The sequence below is a fragment of the Synechococcus sp. WH 8016 genome (assembly GCF_000230675.1).
In the GTDB taxonomy this organism is placed as follows: domain Bacteria; phylum Cyanobacteriota; class Cyanobacteriia; order PCC-6307; family Cyanobiaceae; genus Synechococcus_C.
Genome location: NZ_AGIK01000001.1, coordinates 313583 through 326925 on the forward strand (window position 1 = coordinate 313583; position 13343 = coordinate 326925).

General features: G+C 48.2%; 13 protein-coding genes. 6 read left to right on the forward strand and 7 right to left on the reverse strand.

All coding sequences use genetic code 11. The features are described from left to right. Nucleotides 1-895 precede the first annotated feature (895 nt). The 4 genes from SYN8016DRAFT_RS01695 to SYN8016DRAFT_RS01705 all read right to left on the reverse strand — a co-directional run bounded on the left by SYN8016DRAFT_RS01695 (nt 896) and on the right by SYN8016DRAFT_RS01705 (nt 6406). The gene (locus SYN8016DRAFT_RS01695) at nt 896-2413 is read right to left on the reverse strand and encodes a DUF1254 domain-containing protein (protein WP_006852490.1); all 1518 of its coding nucleotides are present in this window, start codon (nt 2411-2413) and stop codon (nt 896-898) included. Between the two features lie 125 nt (nt 2414-2538). Next, a complete protein-coding gene (locus SYN8016DRAFT_RS01700) occupies nt 2539-4098 on the reverse strand; it encodes a DUF1214 domain-containing protein (protein ID WP_006852491.1) in 1560 nt (519 codons plus the stop codon). A gap of 381 nt (nt 4099-4479) precedes the next feature. Continuing rightward, nucleotides 4480-4830, reverse strand: coding sequence for a hypothetical protein (locus SYN8016DRAFT_RS14805; RefSeq protein WP_141561312.1), 351 nt, complete (start codon nt 4828-4830; stop codon nt 4480-4482). 799 nt (nt 4831-5629) lie between these two features. After that, entirely contained in the window at nt 5630-6406 is a 777-nt protein-coding gene (locus SYN8016DRAFT_RS01705; RefSeq protein ID WP_006852493.1) for an SDR family NAD(P)-dependent oxidoreductase, read from the reverse strand. Between the two features lie 234 nt (nt 6407-6640). Here SYN8016DRAFT_RS01705 and SYN8016DRAFT_RS01710 point away from each other — a divergent pair, with 234 nt between their 5' ends. Next, complete coding sequence (locus SYN8016DRAFT_RS01710; protein ID WP_006852494.1) at nt 6641-6835, forward strand: hypothetical protein; 195 nt, start codon at nt 6641-6643, stop codon at nt 6833-6835. Between the two features lie 371 nt (nt 6836-7206). Then, the gene (locus SYN8016DRAFT_RS01715; protein ID WP_006852495.1) at nt 7207-7503 is read left to right on the forward strand and encodes a DUF3104 domain-containing protein; all 297 of its coding nucleotides are present in this window, start codon (nt 7207-7209) and stop codon (nt 7501-7503) included. A gap of 81 nt (nt 7504-7584) precedes the next feature. On the opposite strand, the gene SYN8016DRAFT_RS15205 is transcribed toward SYN8016DRAFT_RS01715, so the two are convergent. From SYN8016DRAFT_RS15205 to SYN8016DRAFT_RS01725, 3 genes are all read right to left on the reverse strand, one after another. Then, nucleotides 7585-7818, reverse strand: a complete 234-nt coding sequence (locus SYN8016DRAFT_RS15205; RefSeq protein WP_159098285.1) for a hypothetical protein — start codon at nt 7816-7818, stop codon at nt 7585-7587. A gap of 696 nt (nt 7819-8514) precedes the next feature. Then, a complete protein-coding gene (gene dnaK, locus SYN8016DRAFT_RS01720) occupies nt 8515-10395 on the reverse strand; it encodes a molecular chaperone DnaK (protein WP_006852498.1) in 1881 nt (626 codons plus the stop codon). Between the two features lie 210 nt (nt 10396-10605). Further along, nucleotides 10606-11373, reverse strand: coding sequence for a hypothetical protein (locus SYN8016DRAFT_RS01725; RefSeq protein ID WP_006852499.1), 768 nt, complete (start codon nt 11371-11373; stop codon nt 10606-10608). Nucleotides 11374-11410: 37 nt separating this feature from the next. Between SYN8016DRAFT_RS01725 and SYN8016DRAFT_RS01730 the strand changes: the two genes are divergently transcribed. From SYN8016DRAFT_RS01730 to SYN8016DRAFT_RS01745, 4 genes are all read left to right on the forward strand, one after another. Beyond that, nucleotides 11411-12133, forward strand: a complete 723-nt coding sequence (locus tag SYN8016DRAFT_RS01730; protein ID WP_006852500.1) for a membrane protein — start codon at nt 11411-11413, stop codon at nt 12131-12133. A gap of 4 nt (nt 12134-12137) precedes the next feature. Further along, complete coding sequence (locus tag SYN8016DRAFT_RS15680) at nt 12138-12476, forward strand: DUF6464 family protein (RefSeq protein ID WP_006852501.1); 339 nt, start codon at nt 12138-12140, stop codon at nt 12474-12476. Nucleotides 12477-12541: 65 nt separating this feature from the next. Then, nucleotides 12542-12970: a hypothetical protein gene (locus SYN8016DRAFT_RS01740; protein ID WP_253909760.1), complete on the forward strand. Its 429-nt coding sequence runs from the start codon at nt 12542-12544 to the stop codon at nt 12968-12970. A gap of 137 nt (nt 12971-13107) precedes the next feature. Then, nucleotides 13108-13320 carry a hypothetical protein gene (locus SYN8016DRAFT_RS01745; protein ID WP_006852503.1) on the forward strand — a complete coding sequence of 71 codons (213 nt, stop codon included), beginning with the start codon at nt 13108-13110 and terminating at the stop codon, nt 13318-13320. Nucleotides 13321-13343 lie beyond the last annotated feature (23 nt).

Sequence of the window (13343 nt, forward strand, 5' to 3'; positions counted from 1 at the left end):
CGGCCTGACCACAATTCAGATCGAAGTATTTTATGTCCAACAACTACTATTACGCTTGAATTTGCTACAGGCTAAGTTGCAAGTTGAGGCTTGGCAAGATGTGGTAAAAGCTGAAAGTGACCTTCTTGTGAGACGTGACAGCAAATGTTGCTTGTTCTTTGGATGACCAGCTTTTTGTTAGGTATTGAGTTGTGATTCCTTACAAGTCTATTTAGACTATTTGGTAATCGTCACGCACTGCGATCATGGCAAGTTTGCTTTCTGCCTTTTAATCATCTCTCCAATGGAATGAGAGTAAATCTCTTACACGGGCAATTCACAAGTTTCCTCGTTTACCCATTTAAGGGAACGCATGGCAGGTGCTAGATGAATCAGTGAATGCATCTTTGTGGTAGTTGACCACGGTTTGGAAGTGAATGGACTATTATGAATAACCTCTCATTGACATAATGGAACAACAGAGATACGATCCTTTTGACATCGATAAAGGTGCTGACAAAGTATTTCTGATTGGAAGTTCATTTATTGTTCTTTTTCTGTTTCTCCTGTGATCTGAATTCCTCTATGTTGTAACAATTCAGAGGGTTTGACGAGTTATTCAGTTAGTTGGAGTAGATATTGATATCAATCAATTTGCTTGATGAAGCTGAAAGATTAATATCAAATTTAGGATCATTTTTTAATTGCCGAAAAGGAGACTGTAGCAGTAGAAAGCAGTATTACTTGTTGCTTGTGAGAGAGATTATTGATTAAGAGCAACTGCTTAAAGCATTACCCCTACGAAATAACCCCGCTCTTGGCAGGGCTATGGCGATGCTGCTCTTCTCTTCGTTGGTTACAACGCAGCGAGTGGAACGGTCCGTCTGCATGCGTTTGTTAGCTGATTGATGACCAGCTAGTTCACCGGTTCGAAGTCGCCTGGCATCCAGCCTTTTGCGAACCATGGTTCAAGTGGGCCGTAAAGACGAAGAATCGCGTTGTATCCCTTGCTTGGCATGGTCTGCACCCAATTACCTCCTTCTCCTTCCGGTGGCTTGGGACCGAAGTAAACGGTCGCAGACCCATCATCATTCAGTTTCACGCCTTTTGAGTTGCTATCCAAACCACCGGTGACCTGATCGGTCTCGAGGATCGAACGAGTCTGATTGTCGTAGACCATGAAGGACCAGAAGTCTTTGGCCGGGATCGGCGCTGGCAAAGTCACCTTGTAAGTCTTCGCTCCATTCAGAGGCACGCCATTGATGTCAGTGGTTGTCATCGCATAGACCGATCCCTTACCAACCATCGGCTTGACCATCATCGGGGTGCTGCCCGTGGCGTAGTAGTAAAAGATCAGGCGATCATCTAACACTCGCTCGCCATTGTTGAGAAACTCATGGCTCCCTCCAGCGAGAGGTGAATACCACTGACGCTTCCCCGGATAGAAGTAAACCTCTTGATTGCGAGGACTGAATACGACGGTCCGGGCATAGGCATTGGCGATGGTGGAAGCCTCGGTGAGGATCTTCTTCATCCGATCGTCTGGCTCGAACTTCTGCCCTTTTTTGATGCCAATCGCTCCAGCTTGCCCTACGAGCTCAGGATCCCAAGCGGTCGCGGGCTCATACTGAATCACTTCATTGAGCTCGTCATAGAAGCTCGCGTCATTGGCATGAATGGTGTTGTATTGGTTGTTTGACAGATTGATAAACCCAGTCGGTTTGGGATTGTTGGCGTCGGCAAGTGGGTAAATCTTGAAGGTTTTCTTGAAGGCCTCAATGGCCTCCTTGGTTTCACCGGGCTTGGCGGCGATACGCATCAACGCCCAATGACGGTAGGCCGATGTCTTGGAGACGAAATATCCTTCGGGGATCTCTCCTTCATAGTCAGGGCCCACCAAGAGGTATTTGCCTCCTCTGCCCTTGTCGGCACCGACCACCCCCAGGTCCGTCACATAACGGAAGAAGGCATCATTCACAAAACCGAGCACCGGTGTGCCGATCTCGAGCACCACGGGTCCGTCTTTCACATCGATTTCCGCATGCACGTAAGGCGTGGTCGTCTGTGGCGTGAGCCACAGGGAACGGGCATTCATCAACTCCTCAGTGATCCCCACCGAGTGGTTGGGCTTGAGACCGATTTTGACGTGCCCGTTAAGCATTCCATACATCGAAGCGGCTGGCGTTCCATTGATGAATAGTTCGACCGCACGGGAGATGTCTACGAAGTTGCTCACTTTGGAGGCAGTTTCCTTCGTTGGAAAACCGTCTTGGAATGTCAGTTCACCGAGGTAGCTGCTCTCCATCTTGTCGGGAGTTAGCAATTCCTCGGGAACCTTCGCTTTATAGGTTGGATTCTCCTGCGCTTGAAGGGGTGAAACGGCAATTGACCCTGCAAGAACCGCAGCGGTGATGATGAGGCACTTGATTTTCATTTTCTAATCTCCTTAATGTTGAGTTGGATTGCCATGAAGACATGGATGAGACAGGAAGGACTGATCTCGCGCCCCGAGTAGAACTTCTGGTAGCAGCCCCTCAGTGGGGCTTTCTCCTGCAATCGTTAGTTCACAGGCATGATGTCCTGCAGGGGATAGGTCTGATCGAAATAGGCCTGAGTCGGTCCGTAAAAGCGCAGATAGGAGAACCAGCTCTCATTGGGATTGGTCTGAATCCAATTGGCTTTTTCAACGCCAACCGGCAATTCAGGGCTGAAGTGCAACGTCACTGAACCATCGTCGTTCTCAATCAGACCCGTTCTGGAGCTCAGTGCAGGCCTGCCTTCATTGTTGAGAATCAACGTGCGCGAATTGACGTCATAAACCACAATCGACCAAAACACTTCCGCAGGCGCGTTGGGTGGCATCGTCAGCTTGTAGTGCTTGTCGCCTTCCAAAAAGTTGCCATTGCCATCCTTGTAAGCCGTCCGGTATTGCTGTCCTATGCCTGCCTTCTCGATGTAATAAGCCTTGCCCCTTGAAACAGCCTCCCAGGTAAAGGCAGCCCTGCGATAGAGCTGATCCATATCACCATCTCGGTCATCCACCGTGACCACCATCAGCTGATCCCATTGCGTGCCCTTGTAGAGATCATTGTTCGAGAAGGGCTTGTCAAAGGTGATCGATTTGAGCATCGCCTCACCAATGACGGCCGCTTCTTTCAAGACCTCAGCCTGAGCCGCCGTGGGCTGAAAGGGTTGGCCCTTCTTCAGACCAAGCGAGGCGAGCATGCTTAGAAAGAAGCGATCGCGATCTTCAAAAACTTCGCGATCCATGATTTTTTTCAATGCCTGCCAGTAGGCCATCCCATGGGGCTGCCATTGCCCCCACTCCGTGCTTTCATCCACATCAATGATTGGAAGCCGCGTGGGATTGGCCCGTTTTGCGTAAGGGAAGATGCGAAAACTTGATAACAGCTGATCCGCCTCAGCAGGATCAGGCATCAGAGCCCTGATCCCTAGAAACGCAATGTTCGAGCCATTGCGAATGACGGTGTACTCATTGGTATCCAAACCATCGGGGATGGCCATCTTCGGCGCAAGGATGAGCAGCTTCGCGCCATTGCCCTTATCCGGACCAGACATCCCGAAATCATGAATGCCACGCTGCCAGATGTCATTGACAACCCCGGCTGACATTCCTTTTGGAATGTCAAAAACTAATGGCCCTGTTCTTGAAAGATCGGCAAAGGCAACTGCATAGGGAGTCGTGGCATTTGCCGTCAGAATTCCCTGCTTCGCCTTGGGTGAGGTCAGCCGCACGATCTGGCCATCTTTGGCACCGAACAGCTCTTCATTGGACTCAAGCCATCGGGCATAACTGACTATGGGAACGGCCCAGATGTACGCCTGCGTTGCTTTGTGAAAATCGAGCTCGTTCTTAAGCGCATCGATGGTCTTAAGACTGGGGTAACCGCCAGCAAAACCGCCCTTTGTGAATGTGAGATCACCAAGGCGAGATCTCAGTGTCTTGGGTGAGCTCTCTCCATAGGCCCTGAATTCAGAGGGGCTGAGTTCATCTTTGATGTCTGTGATATCAACGGATTGAGCATGGGCGATTGGCCCCCGCTCAGTCAATCCGCCAAAAACCAGACCCAAGGACAAAGCAATCGGGAGAGCACGCATGAAAATGAAAACCCCTAATTTGAGTCAATTGTTTTAAGGATTATATTTGAGCTGTAAAAAAAATTTGGTCCTAATAGTGCATTCTTTCTCTTATGGAGGCGTGCAGTGTTTGTCACCGATCTTTTGCGGGTTAATTCAGGTTTCGATATCTAGGGGCCTGAGCTTCTGTCTGATTACGGTTTGACCACCAGCCTGAAGCAAGCTGGGCTCGAAGAAGACCTGTTCCGTCCATAGTTCCGACGATAAGACATGAATTGCATTTGCTTTTAGCACTTTATGGTTACAGTATTGATTGAACAATGCTCAGAAAAGCTTTCTTTGCATTAGTTGCACTGCTGTCAACTTCATTAGCCAGTATTGATCAACCTTTTGCTGATAATTTCAGTATTTTTTAGGCTTGATATTGATGATATCGTATTCGTATTGATCGCTACAAAGAAAGGCTAGCTGTGCTTCCCAGCCTGAACTCTCATCCGGAACTTTCCATTCTTTTTTGCCTATTGGTCTGTGCAACTTTCTTTTGCAATCAACTTCATAGTCGTAAACCGGAGAATATTCTTCTTCTCTTGATGTTGGATGTATAGATGTTCCACTGTACTGAATGATGCCATTATCGATCGTATTTAGTTTGATCCAGCTGCAAAACCAATGGCATTCGATTAGGCACCACCCTTCCCAGCATGTTTTTTCAGTATCAGCAAAATGTACATCTTTAGATAGTGCAGGAGCCACAAATTAGCTCGACAGAGCTAAGCCGATTATCGTTGTTTTCAATAGTCCCCTGCTTCTAGCCACAATTCTATATTGCGCATCCACTAGTCAAGATCATCTAGTACACGAGCCGAGTTCCCCAGGATCTGGGTGAGTTTTGATTCGTTATGACTTTTTAGATTTTTTAAATCAACCACGCCATGTTGGATGTCCATCACTTACAAGAACTCCCCGATTACGCCATAGAGCTTCAGGTGATACCTGAATACCATGTTGAGAGGCTAATTGTGCTGCAGAGGAACTGGTAGGAGTCAAACGCATTTGAGCAGCAAAGCTCTCATCCTCCTTGAGCAATGCTTTAAGGGCCACAAGTGAGTCACTGGTTTGCGAAGTCATGATTATTCCCTTTCATATGCCTGAATTTTAGTTTTGTTAATCAATTATGGCATGAGTGCAATTACTGATCTTGCTTTTAACAATGGCTTGGTATGACTAGGTTTATCTGCTCAGTGATTCAATCTTTCAATATTCTAAGCCTGACTGCATAATTTTCGTGGCCTTGAGTCTTTTCAGAAGAATTAATGATTCAATCTTTATCACCTAATCGGAGAGTATGACCTGAATGAATCTTTTGATTGACTGCCTAATAGTTTTTATTTTTTCTGGTTGAAATCTAGTTTTTAGGCTACTTGCTGTTTGTCTTTTGCATCTATGATGCGTGAGATGGTGATCGGCTTGTTGACTGATTGTCGATAATCCCATTGAAGCTGCTGTGCATATTTCGATCACTTCCCCCATTTTATTATGTTGTTGTTCTGTTTCAGCTTTTGTGTTGAATCATGAAACCGCCATCAACGAGCAACATCGATCCAGTCACAAAGCTTGCCTGATCAGACAGTAACCAGACCACGGCATTGGCGACATCGGTTGGTTCGGCCATTCGCCCCAGGGCGTGGAGTTGTTTGGCCTGATCACGTAGTTGATCAGGATGATCACTGATGGCCAGAGCTTGATGGGTGAAACCACCATTCACCCATCCAGGCGCGACGTTATTAACCCGAATGCCACGACTGGCTAGTTCCCCTGCTGCTGCGTAGGTGAAACTCAACACAGCTCCTTTGGAGGTGGTGTACGCACCTCCATCATTGGAGCCAATGAACGCAGAAACGCTCCCAAGGGTGACGATGGCACCTTTGCTGTTTTCTAGGTAAGGAATAGCAGCGCGTACCGCATGCATGGTGCCGTCCACATTCACCGCCATCACGGAACTCCAGTCTTCTTCACCCTGGGTCGTGATACCCCCCGTTCTTAAGACTCCTGCTGCTGTGACGAGCCCATGCAACGGTCCGAGCTGTTCAACAGCCTGGGCGGTGACGGCATCAACATCGTTTCGGTCGCGTACATCGATTCTGAATGCCGTGGCTTTTCCCCCCTTGCGTTGGATGGCATCAGCAACCTTTTTGGCAGCGCATTCATTGATGTCACAAACAGCTACCGCGGCACCTGCTTGTGCCGATTCCATGGCTATGGCACTTCCGATCGCTCCCCCTCCACCGGTCACCATCACAAGGCCACCGTTGAGGTCAATATGTTTCATTGATTAATTGTGCATCGTTGCCATGGTTGTGGCAGAGGCTCCTTTTCCCCTTTTTGCAGCTGTCTACAGAGACCCTGGCAAGGGATGTCAAGGTCACAGTATGAAATGCACACATTTGTTGCCTCGGGTGCAAATCAACTGTGAGTTTTGATACCAGGACAATTAATCGTCATATTCATTTAATCCGTTCGATGGAATGTACAGTTAATATCTAATTGTTCTTGTTGACTCATCATGACGGACATCACCGATAAGTACGAAAAGTTCAAAGTTCCCTACAGCACGAACGAAAAGCATTCTGCTGACGAGTTTGATCCCAAGGAAAATGGTGGCTTAGACAATCCAGCTAATCGTCACAAAGACAAAGTGTTGGATGATATCTGTGATACCCACCCCGGTTCACCCATGTGCAAAGTGTTCGATTGCTGATCAACTTCAGCTGATTCATCGAGTTTAAACAAGGCGCTGCGAGGCAAGAGATGATCTTTAGCTTCGCAGCTTTTTTATGGCCAAAACGTTGTTTTATTCACCTGATTTGATGATTTGTTGATCGTGCACGATTGCTGCGTTGTCATAGGTCCGTCTTGGTTGATCCTGGTTTCCTTTTCTGGCATCGAGGAAAGCATGCCGGCGCTGGCTCCTACAGCCGTTTGCCTTTGAGCTCTCTCGACTTTGAGCTCTTGATGTTGAGATCAGCGCCCTGATGAGCCTTGGCTCTTTAGGTTTTCTTTACATTTCGCTATCCAGGGTGGCATTTATTTTTTGTTTGGGTTAGAGCTGTAGAAGATAGGGCTGAAATCATGAGTTATGAAGCTAAGGAGCGCACGCCATTTCCCTATGGCCAGGTTGCTTATCCAGCTTTTCTTGGTGTAAAGCCCGGTGACTACATCATTGTTAAAGGGGAAAACCAAGTACAACTCAAGAAGGATCACAGCTGGTGGATGGGACAGGTTGTTTCTTGTAAAGCTGAAGCTAGAGATCCCAGTGGAGAGCGTGTGATTCAAGTTGTGGATGTTGATGACGAGAAAATCAGCTGGGTCAATGTGGATGAAATATCACATGTGTTGTATGGGCTAGATGGTTTGTCAAATGATTAAATAGCCTGCTGCTTCGAAGCTTGATGTTCAACGTTCCCCTTATCTATAACCATATTTTTTAAAAGTAGGAGTGCTCTCTATTTACACATAGCGAGTCATGAATTCTGATAGTGTGATGCCTTCTTTCTTTGATGAATTACAGCAATCTCTGAAAAGCTCGTCATCAGTTTCTGTGCGGGCAAGGTCTCGAAATTGTTCTAAGCTCAGCTGATTGTGATCAGGGCTACTCTCCCGCATTGAATTCCATTTGGCGCAGAGTGAATCGACCATCTCTTTTCTTGAATAGGGAAGGTTGATCTTCTTCTGTTTTGCCAAATGGATGCGACTCCAGTTCTTGTCTAAACTATAGTGACCAGAAGGATTTTTGACAATAGTCTCTGGCGGAGAGGCTTTTTCGCTTTTGATATTTTATTGTGTTGCATAATTGCATTGAAAGCAAGTAATCAGTACTGCTTGCTTTCAATGTCCTTTATTATTTTAGGCTGAAAATGGTTTAAATCGAAGTCTATTCAACGCCATGTATCTATTAAAAGTTGTCTTTGCAAGTTCACTTGGCGACTGATTGCCGCGCCAATCGCCAAGATGGCATTGGCTAACTGGCCAGTGTTTGGCAAGACTGGACATCGCCGTTCATCCGTGATCGCCATCTGCGTAGTTCATGGTGATCAAGCATGGCTCGACGAGATTTCTCTGCATGAGCTAAGCGTTGAATCAATGCATGGGTGTCATGGGTAGAAAGCTCACCGTCTGAATCCCACTTCATGCAGAAAACGCCTTTTTTGGAAGTGTTGCCCATTGCGTTTGCCTCTTTCGTTCTGTCACGGTATGCGCACATAAAGCCTTTGCTATGGAGCAAACCTTAAGAAGTCTCGATTGCGACGCCTGCGACCGGCAGGTCTCTGCGCCGTTCTTGGGAGTGGTGTTTTGCTTCTTGCTCTTCTCGTCGATGCGACGCAGGGAGGCCTTTTGGGCCTCCCTGCAGCACGATGTTCCCGATCAAACGATCGATCTTTACCGAGGTGACTCGACAAATTCAGCATCGATCACATCATCGTTCTCACTGTTTGGTTGTGAGGTTTCAGGCGCTTCTTCCTGCTGCGAGTACAGGGAGGCCCCCATTTCCATCAGCGCAGTTTTCACTCCATCAAGGCGTTCCTTGATGAGCGCTGTGTTCTCTGTTTTAAGGGTTTCTTTGAGTTCCGAGAGCACCAACTCCACTTTGGTTTTGGCCTCGGCTGAGATCTTGCCTTCTAATTCCAGCAGTTGCTTTTCTGCCTTGTAAATCACGGATTCCGCTTCGTTCTTGGTGTCGATCGCTTCTCGCTTTTGCTGATCCGAGTCAGCGTGTGCTTCTGCATCCTTCACCATCCGATCCACTTCGTCCTCGCTGAGGGTTGAGGCACCACTGATGGTGATCGATTGTTCTTTCCCTGAGCCTTTGTCTTTTGCTGTGACACTCAAGATTCCATTGGCATCAATGTCAAAAGCCACCTCCACTTGAGGAACACCACGAGGCGCAGCAGGGATCCCATCTAATCGGAAGGTTCCAAGGCTCTTGTTATCAGACACCATCTGTCGCTCTCCTTGGAGAATGTGAATCTCCACGGAGGTTTGGCCATCCATGGCGGTGGAATAGATCTCGGTTTTGTTTGTTGGAATGGTTGTGTTCCTCGGAACCATCACATTCACCACACTGCCCATGGTTTCCACTCCCAAGGAAAGAGGTGTGACATCCAATAAAAGGATGTCTTTCACTTCACCTGAGAGAACACCCCCCTGCACAGCAGCACCGATGGCAACCACCTCATCAGGATTCACGGTTTGATTGGGATCTTGACCCGTTGCCGCTTTGACCAGCTCCAACACGGCAGGAATGCGTGAACTGCCGCCCACCATCACCACTTCACTGAGGTCATGAGCTGAGAGTTTGGCGTCCTTGATCGCCTGTTGAACTGGTTTCTTACAACGATCAATCAAGTCAGAAGATAACTCCTCAAATTTGGCTCGGGTCACTGTCAGCGTCAGATGCTTGGGACCATCAGCCGTTGCCGTGATGAAGGGGAGATTCACTTCGCTCTGTGTGGAGGCGGAGAGTTCAATCTTTGTTTTTTCTGCCGCTTCCGTGAGGCGTTGCAGGGCTTGCGAATCCTTCCTTAAATCAATCCCTTCCTCCTTTTGGAAGGTTTCAGCCATGTAATCAACAAGCACTTTGTCGAAGTTGTCACCTCCAAGATGGGCATCACCACAGGTGCTGATCACTTCGAAAACACCATCTCCTACCTCCAGGATGGAGACATCAAACGTTCCACCTCCCAAGTCAAAGACCAGGATCTTTTCTGCATCCTTCTTATCCAAACCGTAAGCCAGCGCTGCTGCTGTGGGTTCGTTGATAATCCTCAGGACTTCTAGGCCAGCAATTTTGCCAGCATCTTTAGTGGCTTGTCGCTGGGAGTCATTGAAGTAGGCGGGAACAGTCACCACCGCTTGAGTCACGGTTTGACCCAAATATTTCGAGGCATCATCGGCCAGCTTCCTAAGCACACTGGCGCTGATTTCCTCTGGTGAGAAGGATTTCTCCATCCATGATGATCGGATTTTGATCTTGCTTCCTACCGATTCAACGGTGTATGGAACGTCTTTGGTTTCATCTGTCACCTCATCCGTGCGCCTGCCAAGGAAGCGTTTGACAGATCCAAATGTGTTGTCTGCATTCATCACCGCTTGGCGTTTGGCGATCTGTCCAACGAGCTGGTCCTTGCCCTTGGTGTAGGCAACCACAGAGGGGGTGGTCCGAAACCCTTCTGCATTTGCGATCACGGTGGGGTTTCCCCCTTCCATTACGGCGACACAGCTGTTGGTTGTGCCTAAGTCAATGCCAATTACTTTAGCCATTTGTTTTTATTGATTGAATCTATTTTTGTGGATAACTCTTCCAAACAAGGAGCGAGTAAACCCAACCAATGAGGTGGGTTTCCCCCCAAATTCATCCTTTTGGTTCGGTTGAAGTACGGTTTATACGACTTCTTTATTCTGTCTCTTTGATTCGCATGTCCAAGGGAAAGTGTGTGCCTTGTTTCTCTCGAATTCAGGTTCGAAACGTGTCTAGTTTTCTTGTGGTATCGCGGTTATCAGTTGCTCTTCTAACAACATGTTGAACTCAAATAATTGTTCGTCACTGAGTTGTTGCCTTGATGAGGCCCCTAGTTTTGACTGCAGGAACGTCTTTGCACGTTCTTGATCCCATTTCAATGTCGTGAGCATTTCGTCGCCTTGCGCGATTAAGTCGCTTCTGCGTAACGGAGTTGGTGATGAACTGGCATCCGCACCGGTTTCAATGCTTTTAAGCTTATTGAGAAAGGAAACGAGATCGCTATATCTCGTTAATTTGTGCCTGCTTCCATGGCCATAGGCTCGCTCCAAATAAATCTTTTCCTGATCCCGGGTCCAGCCAATTCGTTTTAGTTGTAGATCGATGGCTGTTAGTTCTTCGCTCCAATCCTCTGGGTCCGTGGGAGCTTCGCTTGGTTCAGGAGTGGAGACGGCCTGAGCCTCATTGTTTTGAAAGGGGATTGGAGACGCTGTGTTGGCTGGATTGGTCTCACGACTGCCTGGATCTTTGGCTGGTTTTGCTGGTTGAACCTGGGGGTCACCCTGCTGTTTGATGGCTGGCTGCGGGTTTCGCTTCGGCTCAGAGCTCACCCTCCCTTTCAGATTGCGTTCCTCTAATCGCTGTCGAGCTCTGTCCTCTGCCTCCTCAGCATCGGCTCCCTCTCCTAGCGCGCTACCGAGATCTCGTTCTCCATCGAAGCCGCTGACACGCACCACACATCGATTGCTATCGATGTGGCAAATCTCCACCTTTGTTTTCATGCCTCTGGAGGGGGTTAACCATTTCTAAGCTGTTGGGATGGATTCAGCTGCCTTAACGTCCCTCACGCCTGTTCTCGACGGTGTAGATCGATGGGCTGAGCTCTTGCCTCTTCTTCCAGTGCTTGTGGCCTTGGAACTGGTGCTCTCCGCTGACAATGCGATCGCTTTAGCTGCTGTCGCTCGCAAGCAACATGACCCAATCAAGGAAAAGAAGGCCCTTGACCTTGGTATATCCATTGCTTTTTTCCTCAGGGTTGGCCTGATTTTGTTGGCTCAGTGGGTGTTGGCATTCAAGCCATTGCAACTCCTTGCGGGTGTTTATCTTCTCTGGCTTTTCCTATCCCATCTTTGGTTCAAGCCATCAGACACCGAGAGTTCTTCTGGATCCTCAGGGCAAGCACCCTCGATCTCTTTTGCGCGAACGATTGTTGCCCTAGCTTTAACGGATCTCGCCTTTTCTGTTGATAGTGTTGCTGCCGCTGTCGCGATTAGCGATCAACTGATTCTTGTGATTACTGGGGCCTTTATCGGAGTTGTGGCACTGAGATTTACCTCGGGTTTGTTTATTCGCTGGCTCGATATCTATACCCGTCTAGAGACGGCTGGTTATCTTGCGGTTGGTTTAGTGGGAGTCAAACTGATTGGAACGCTGGTCGTTTCGGACTTGCATCCACCTGCATGGTGGACCCTACTCACTGTTGCCTTGCTAATGATTTGGGGCTTTTCTGAGCGCAAAGAGCCCCTAGGTGGAGAGGCTTGATCCAATGCTTGTTGAATTACGTCAGGCTGCTACGCAGGTTTTGCTCGATCGCATGGAGTTGACTGATCCTCCAATGCCGGGGCAATGGTTTACTCATGATCAGCACAGCTATCTCGTGATTCAACGCAGACATCGCTATAAATTGTATTCAGGTCGTTATGAACTGTCTTCGATTGTTCTCCTTGTTAAATGTCAAAAGCAGCCCGCTGATGCACGGTTTGTTGGTCATGGTTGGGTGATTGGAGATGCTGAGTGCCGCTTCAATGCTTTGAGCCCTTTGCTTCGCTGTGCAGTATTGCCCGATGGACCTTGTGATCGTTGTGTTCACCGGGAAGTTCGCTGATGACATCCCTCCGTTGGCATTCAGCTGTTCTGCTCGCTGGGCATGGAGTGGCCTCAGGCCAAGCTTTGGATCGCGCTGAACCACGCCTGTCTCCTTACCCGAAAGGCACGATTGCGATGCAAACTCCGTTTTTTGCGGCGTTAGGTCTTGATCTATCTCCTTATTGGCCTGGAACACTCAACCTTTCGTTTTCTCCTGCTGAGCTACAGCTCACCAATGCAGATTATTTGTTTCCTGATCTGGAATGGACCGATTTGCATCCGCCTGAAACCTTTTCCTTTTGGAAGGTTCGACTGCGTTCTGTAGGACTTTTAGATTTTGATGTTCCAGGGTTGGTTTACCGGCCTCATCCAGAAACAAAGATAAGGCATTGGCAAAACACGTCCGTTCTTGAGATTCTTGCTCCTTATCTTGATGGTGTTTGTTTGGGTCAACGCCTTGAGATTGGTGTAAATCCTGACGCAATAAAAGTATTGGACTCTTCGTTGTCGTGATTGGTTGTCTGTTTTTTGAGGGTTGGTTGTTGGTCGCCTTTTCTTTTATCTTTCGGTTAGTTGTGCTTGCTGCCCGTTTGTTGAATCTCCCCCTTTGTTTAAATTTGGCAGATCCTCAAGCTTGCGGGTAAAACTTGATGACGGATGCTGAACGGATAAAAACTCGCTCAGTGCTGCTTGAATTTTTGAAATTCAGGGTGTTAGCCGCAGGCCAGCAGTTTTTTGATGGCACGGCCTCGGATCATCGGCGGCAGTGGTTGGCTTTGGTGCACCCGCAAGCGCTTGCCCTCTCAGATGAGGATCTGGAGCAGATCTGGAATCAGGCTCGTTCGCTCTATACGGAGGGTTGAAGGTGTGGATCTAGGCTGAATCT

What these genes read in the sequence shown, in the direction of transcription:
- SYN8016DRAFT_RS01745 (WP_006852503.1), top strand. Translation starts at nt 13,108, where the DNA reads ATGACGGATGCTGAACGGATAAAAACTCGCTCAGTGCTGCTTGAATTT.
- SYN8016DRAFT_RS15680 (WP_006852501.1), top strand. Translation starts at nt 12,138, where the DNA reads ATGCTTGTTGAATTACGTCAGGCTGCTACGCAGGTTTTGCTCGATCGC.
- SYN8016DRAFT_RS01700 (WP_006852491.1), bottom strand. Translation starts at nt 4,098, where the DNA reads ATGCGTGCTCTCCCGATTGCTTTGTCCTTGGGTCTGGTTTTTGGCGGA.
- SYN8016DRAFT_RS01725 (WP_006852499.1), bottom strand. Translation starts at nt 11,373, where the DNA reads ATGAAAACAAAGGTGGAGATTTGCCACATCGATAGCAATCGATGTGTG.
- SYN8016DRAFT_RS01715 (WP_006852495.1), top strand. Translation starts at nt 7,207, where the DNA reads ATGAGTTATGAAGCTAAGGAGCGCACGCCATTTCCCTATGGCCAGGTT.
- dnaK (WP_006852498.1), bottom strand. Translation starts at nt 10,395, where the DNA reads ATGGCTAAAGTAATTGGCATTGACTTAGGCACAACCAACAGCTGTGTC.
- SYN8016DRAFT_RS01710 (WP_006852494.1), top strand. Translation starts at nt 6,641, where the DNA reads ATGACGGACATCACCGATAAGTACGAAAAGTTCAAAGTTCCCTACAGC.
- SYN8016DRAFT_RS01695 (WP_006852490.1), bottom strand. Translation starts at nt 2,413, where the DNA reads ATGAAAATCAAGTGCCTCATCATCACCGCTGCGGTTCTTGCAGGGTCA.
- SYN8016DRAFT_RS01730 (WP_006852500.1), top strand. Translation starts at nt 11,411, where the DNA reads ATGGATTCAGCTGCCTTAACGTCCCTCACGCCTGTTCTCGACGGTGTA.
- SYN8016DRAFT_RS01705 (WP_006852493.1), bottom strand. Translation starts at nt 6,406, where the DNA reads ATGAAACATATTGACCTCAACGGTGGCCTTGTGATGGTGACCGGTGGA.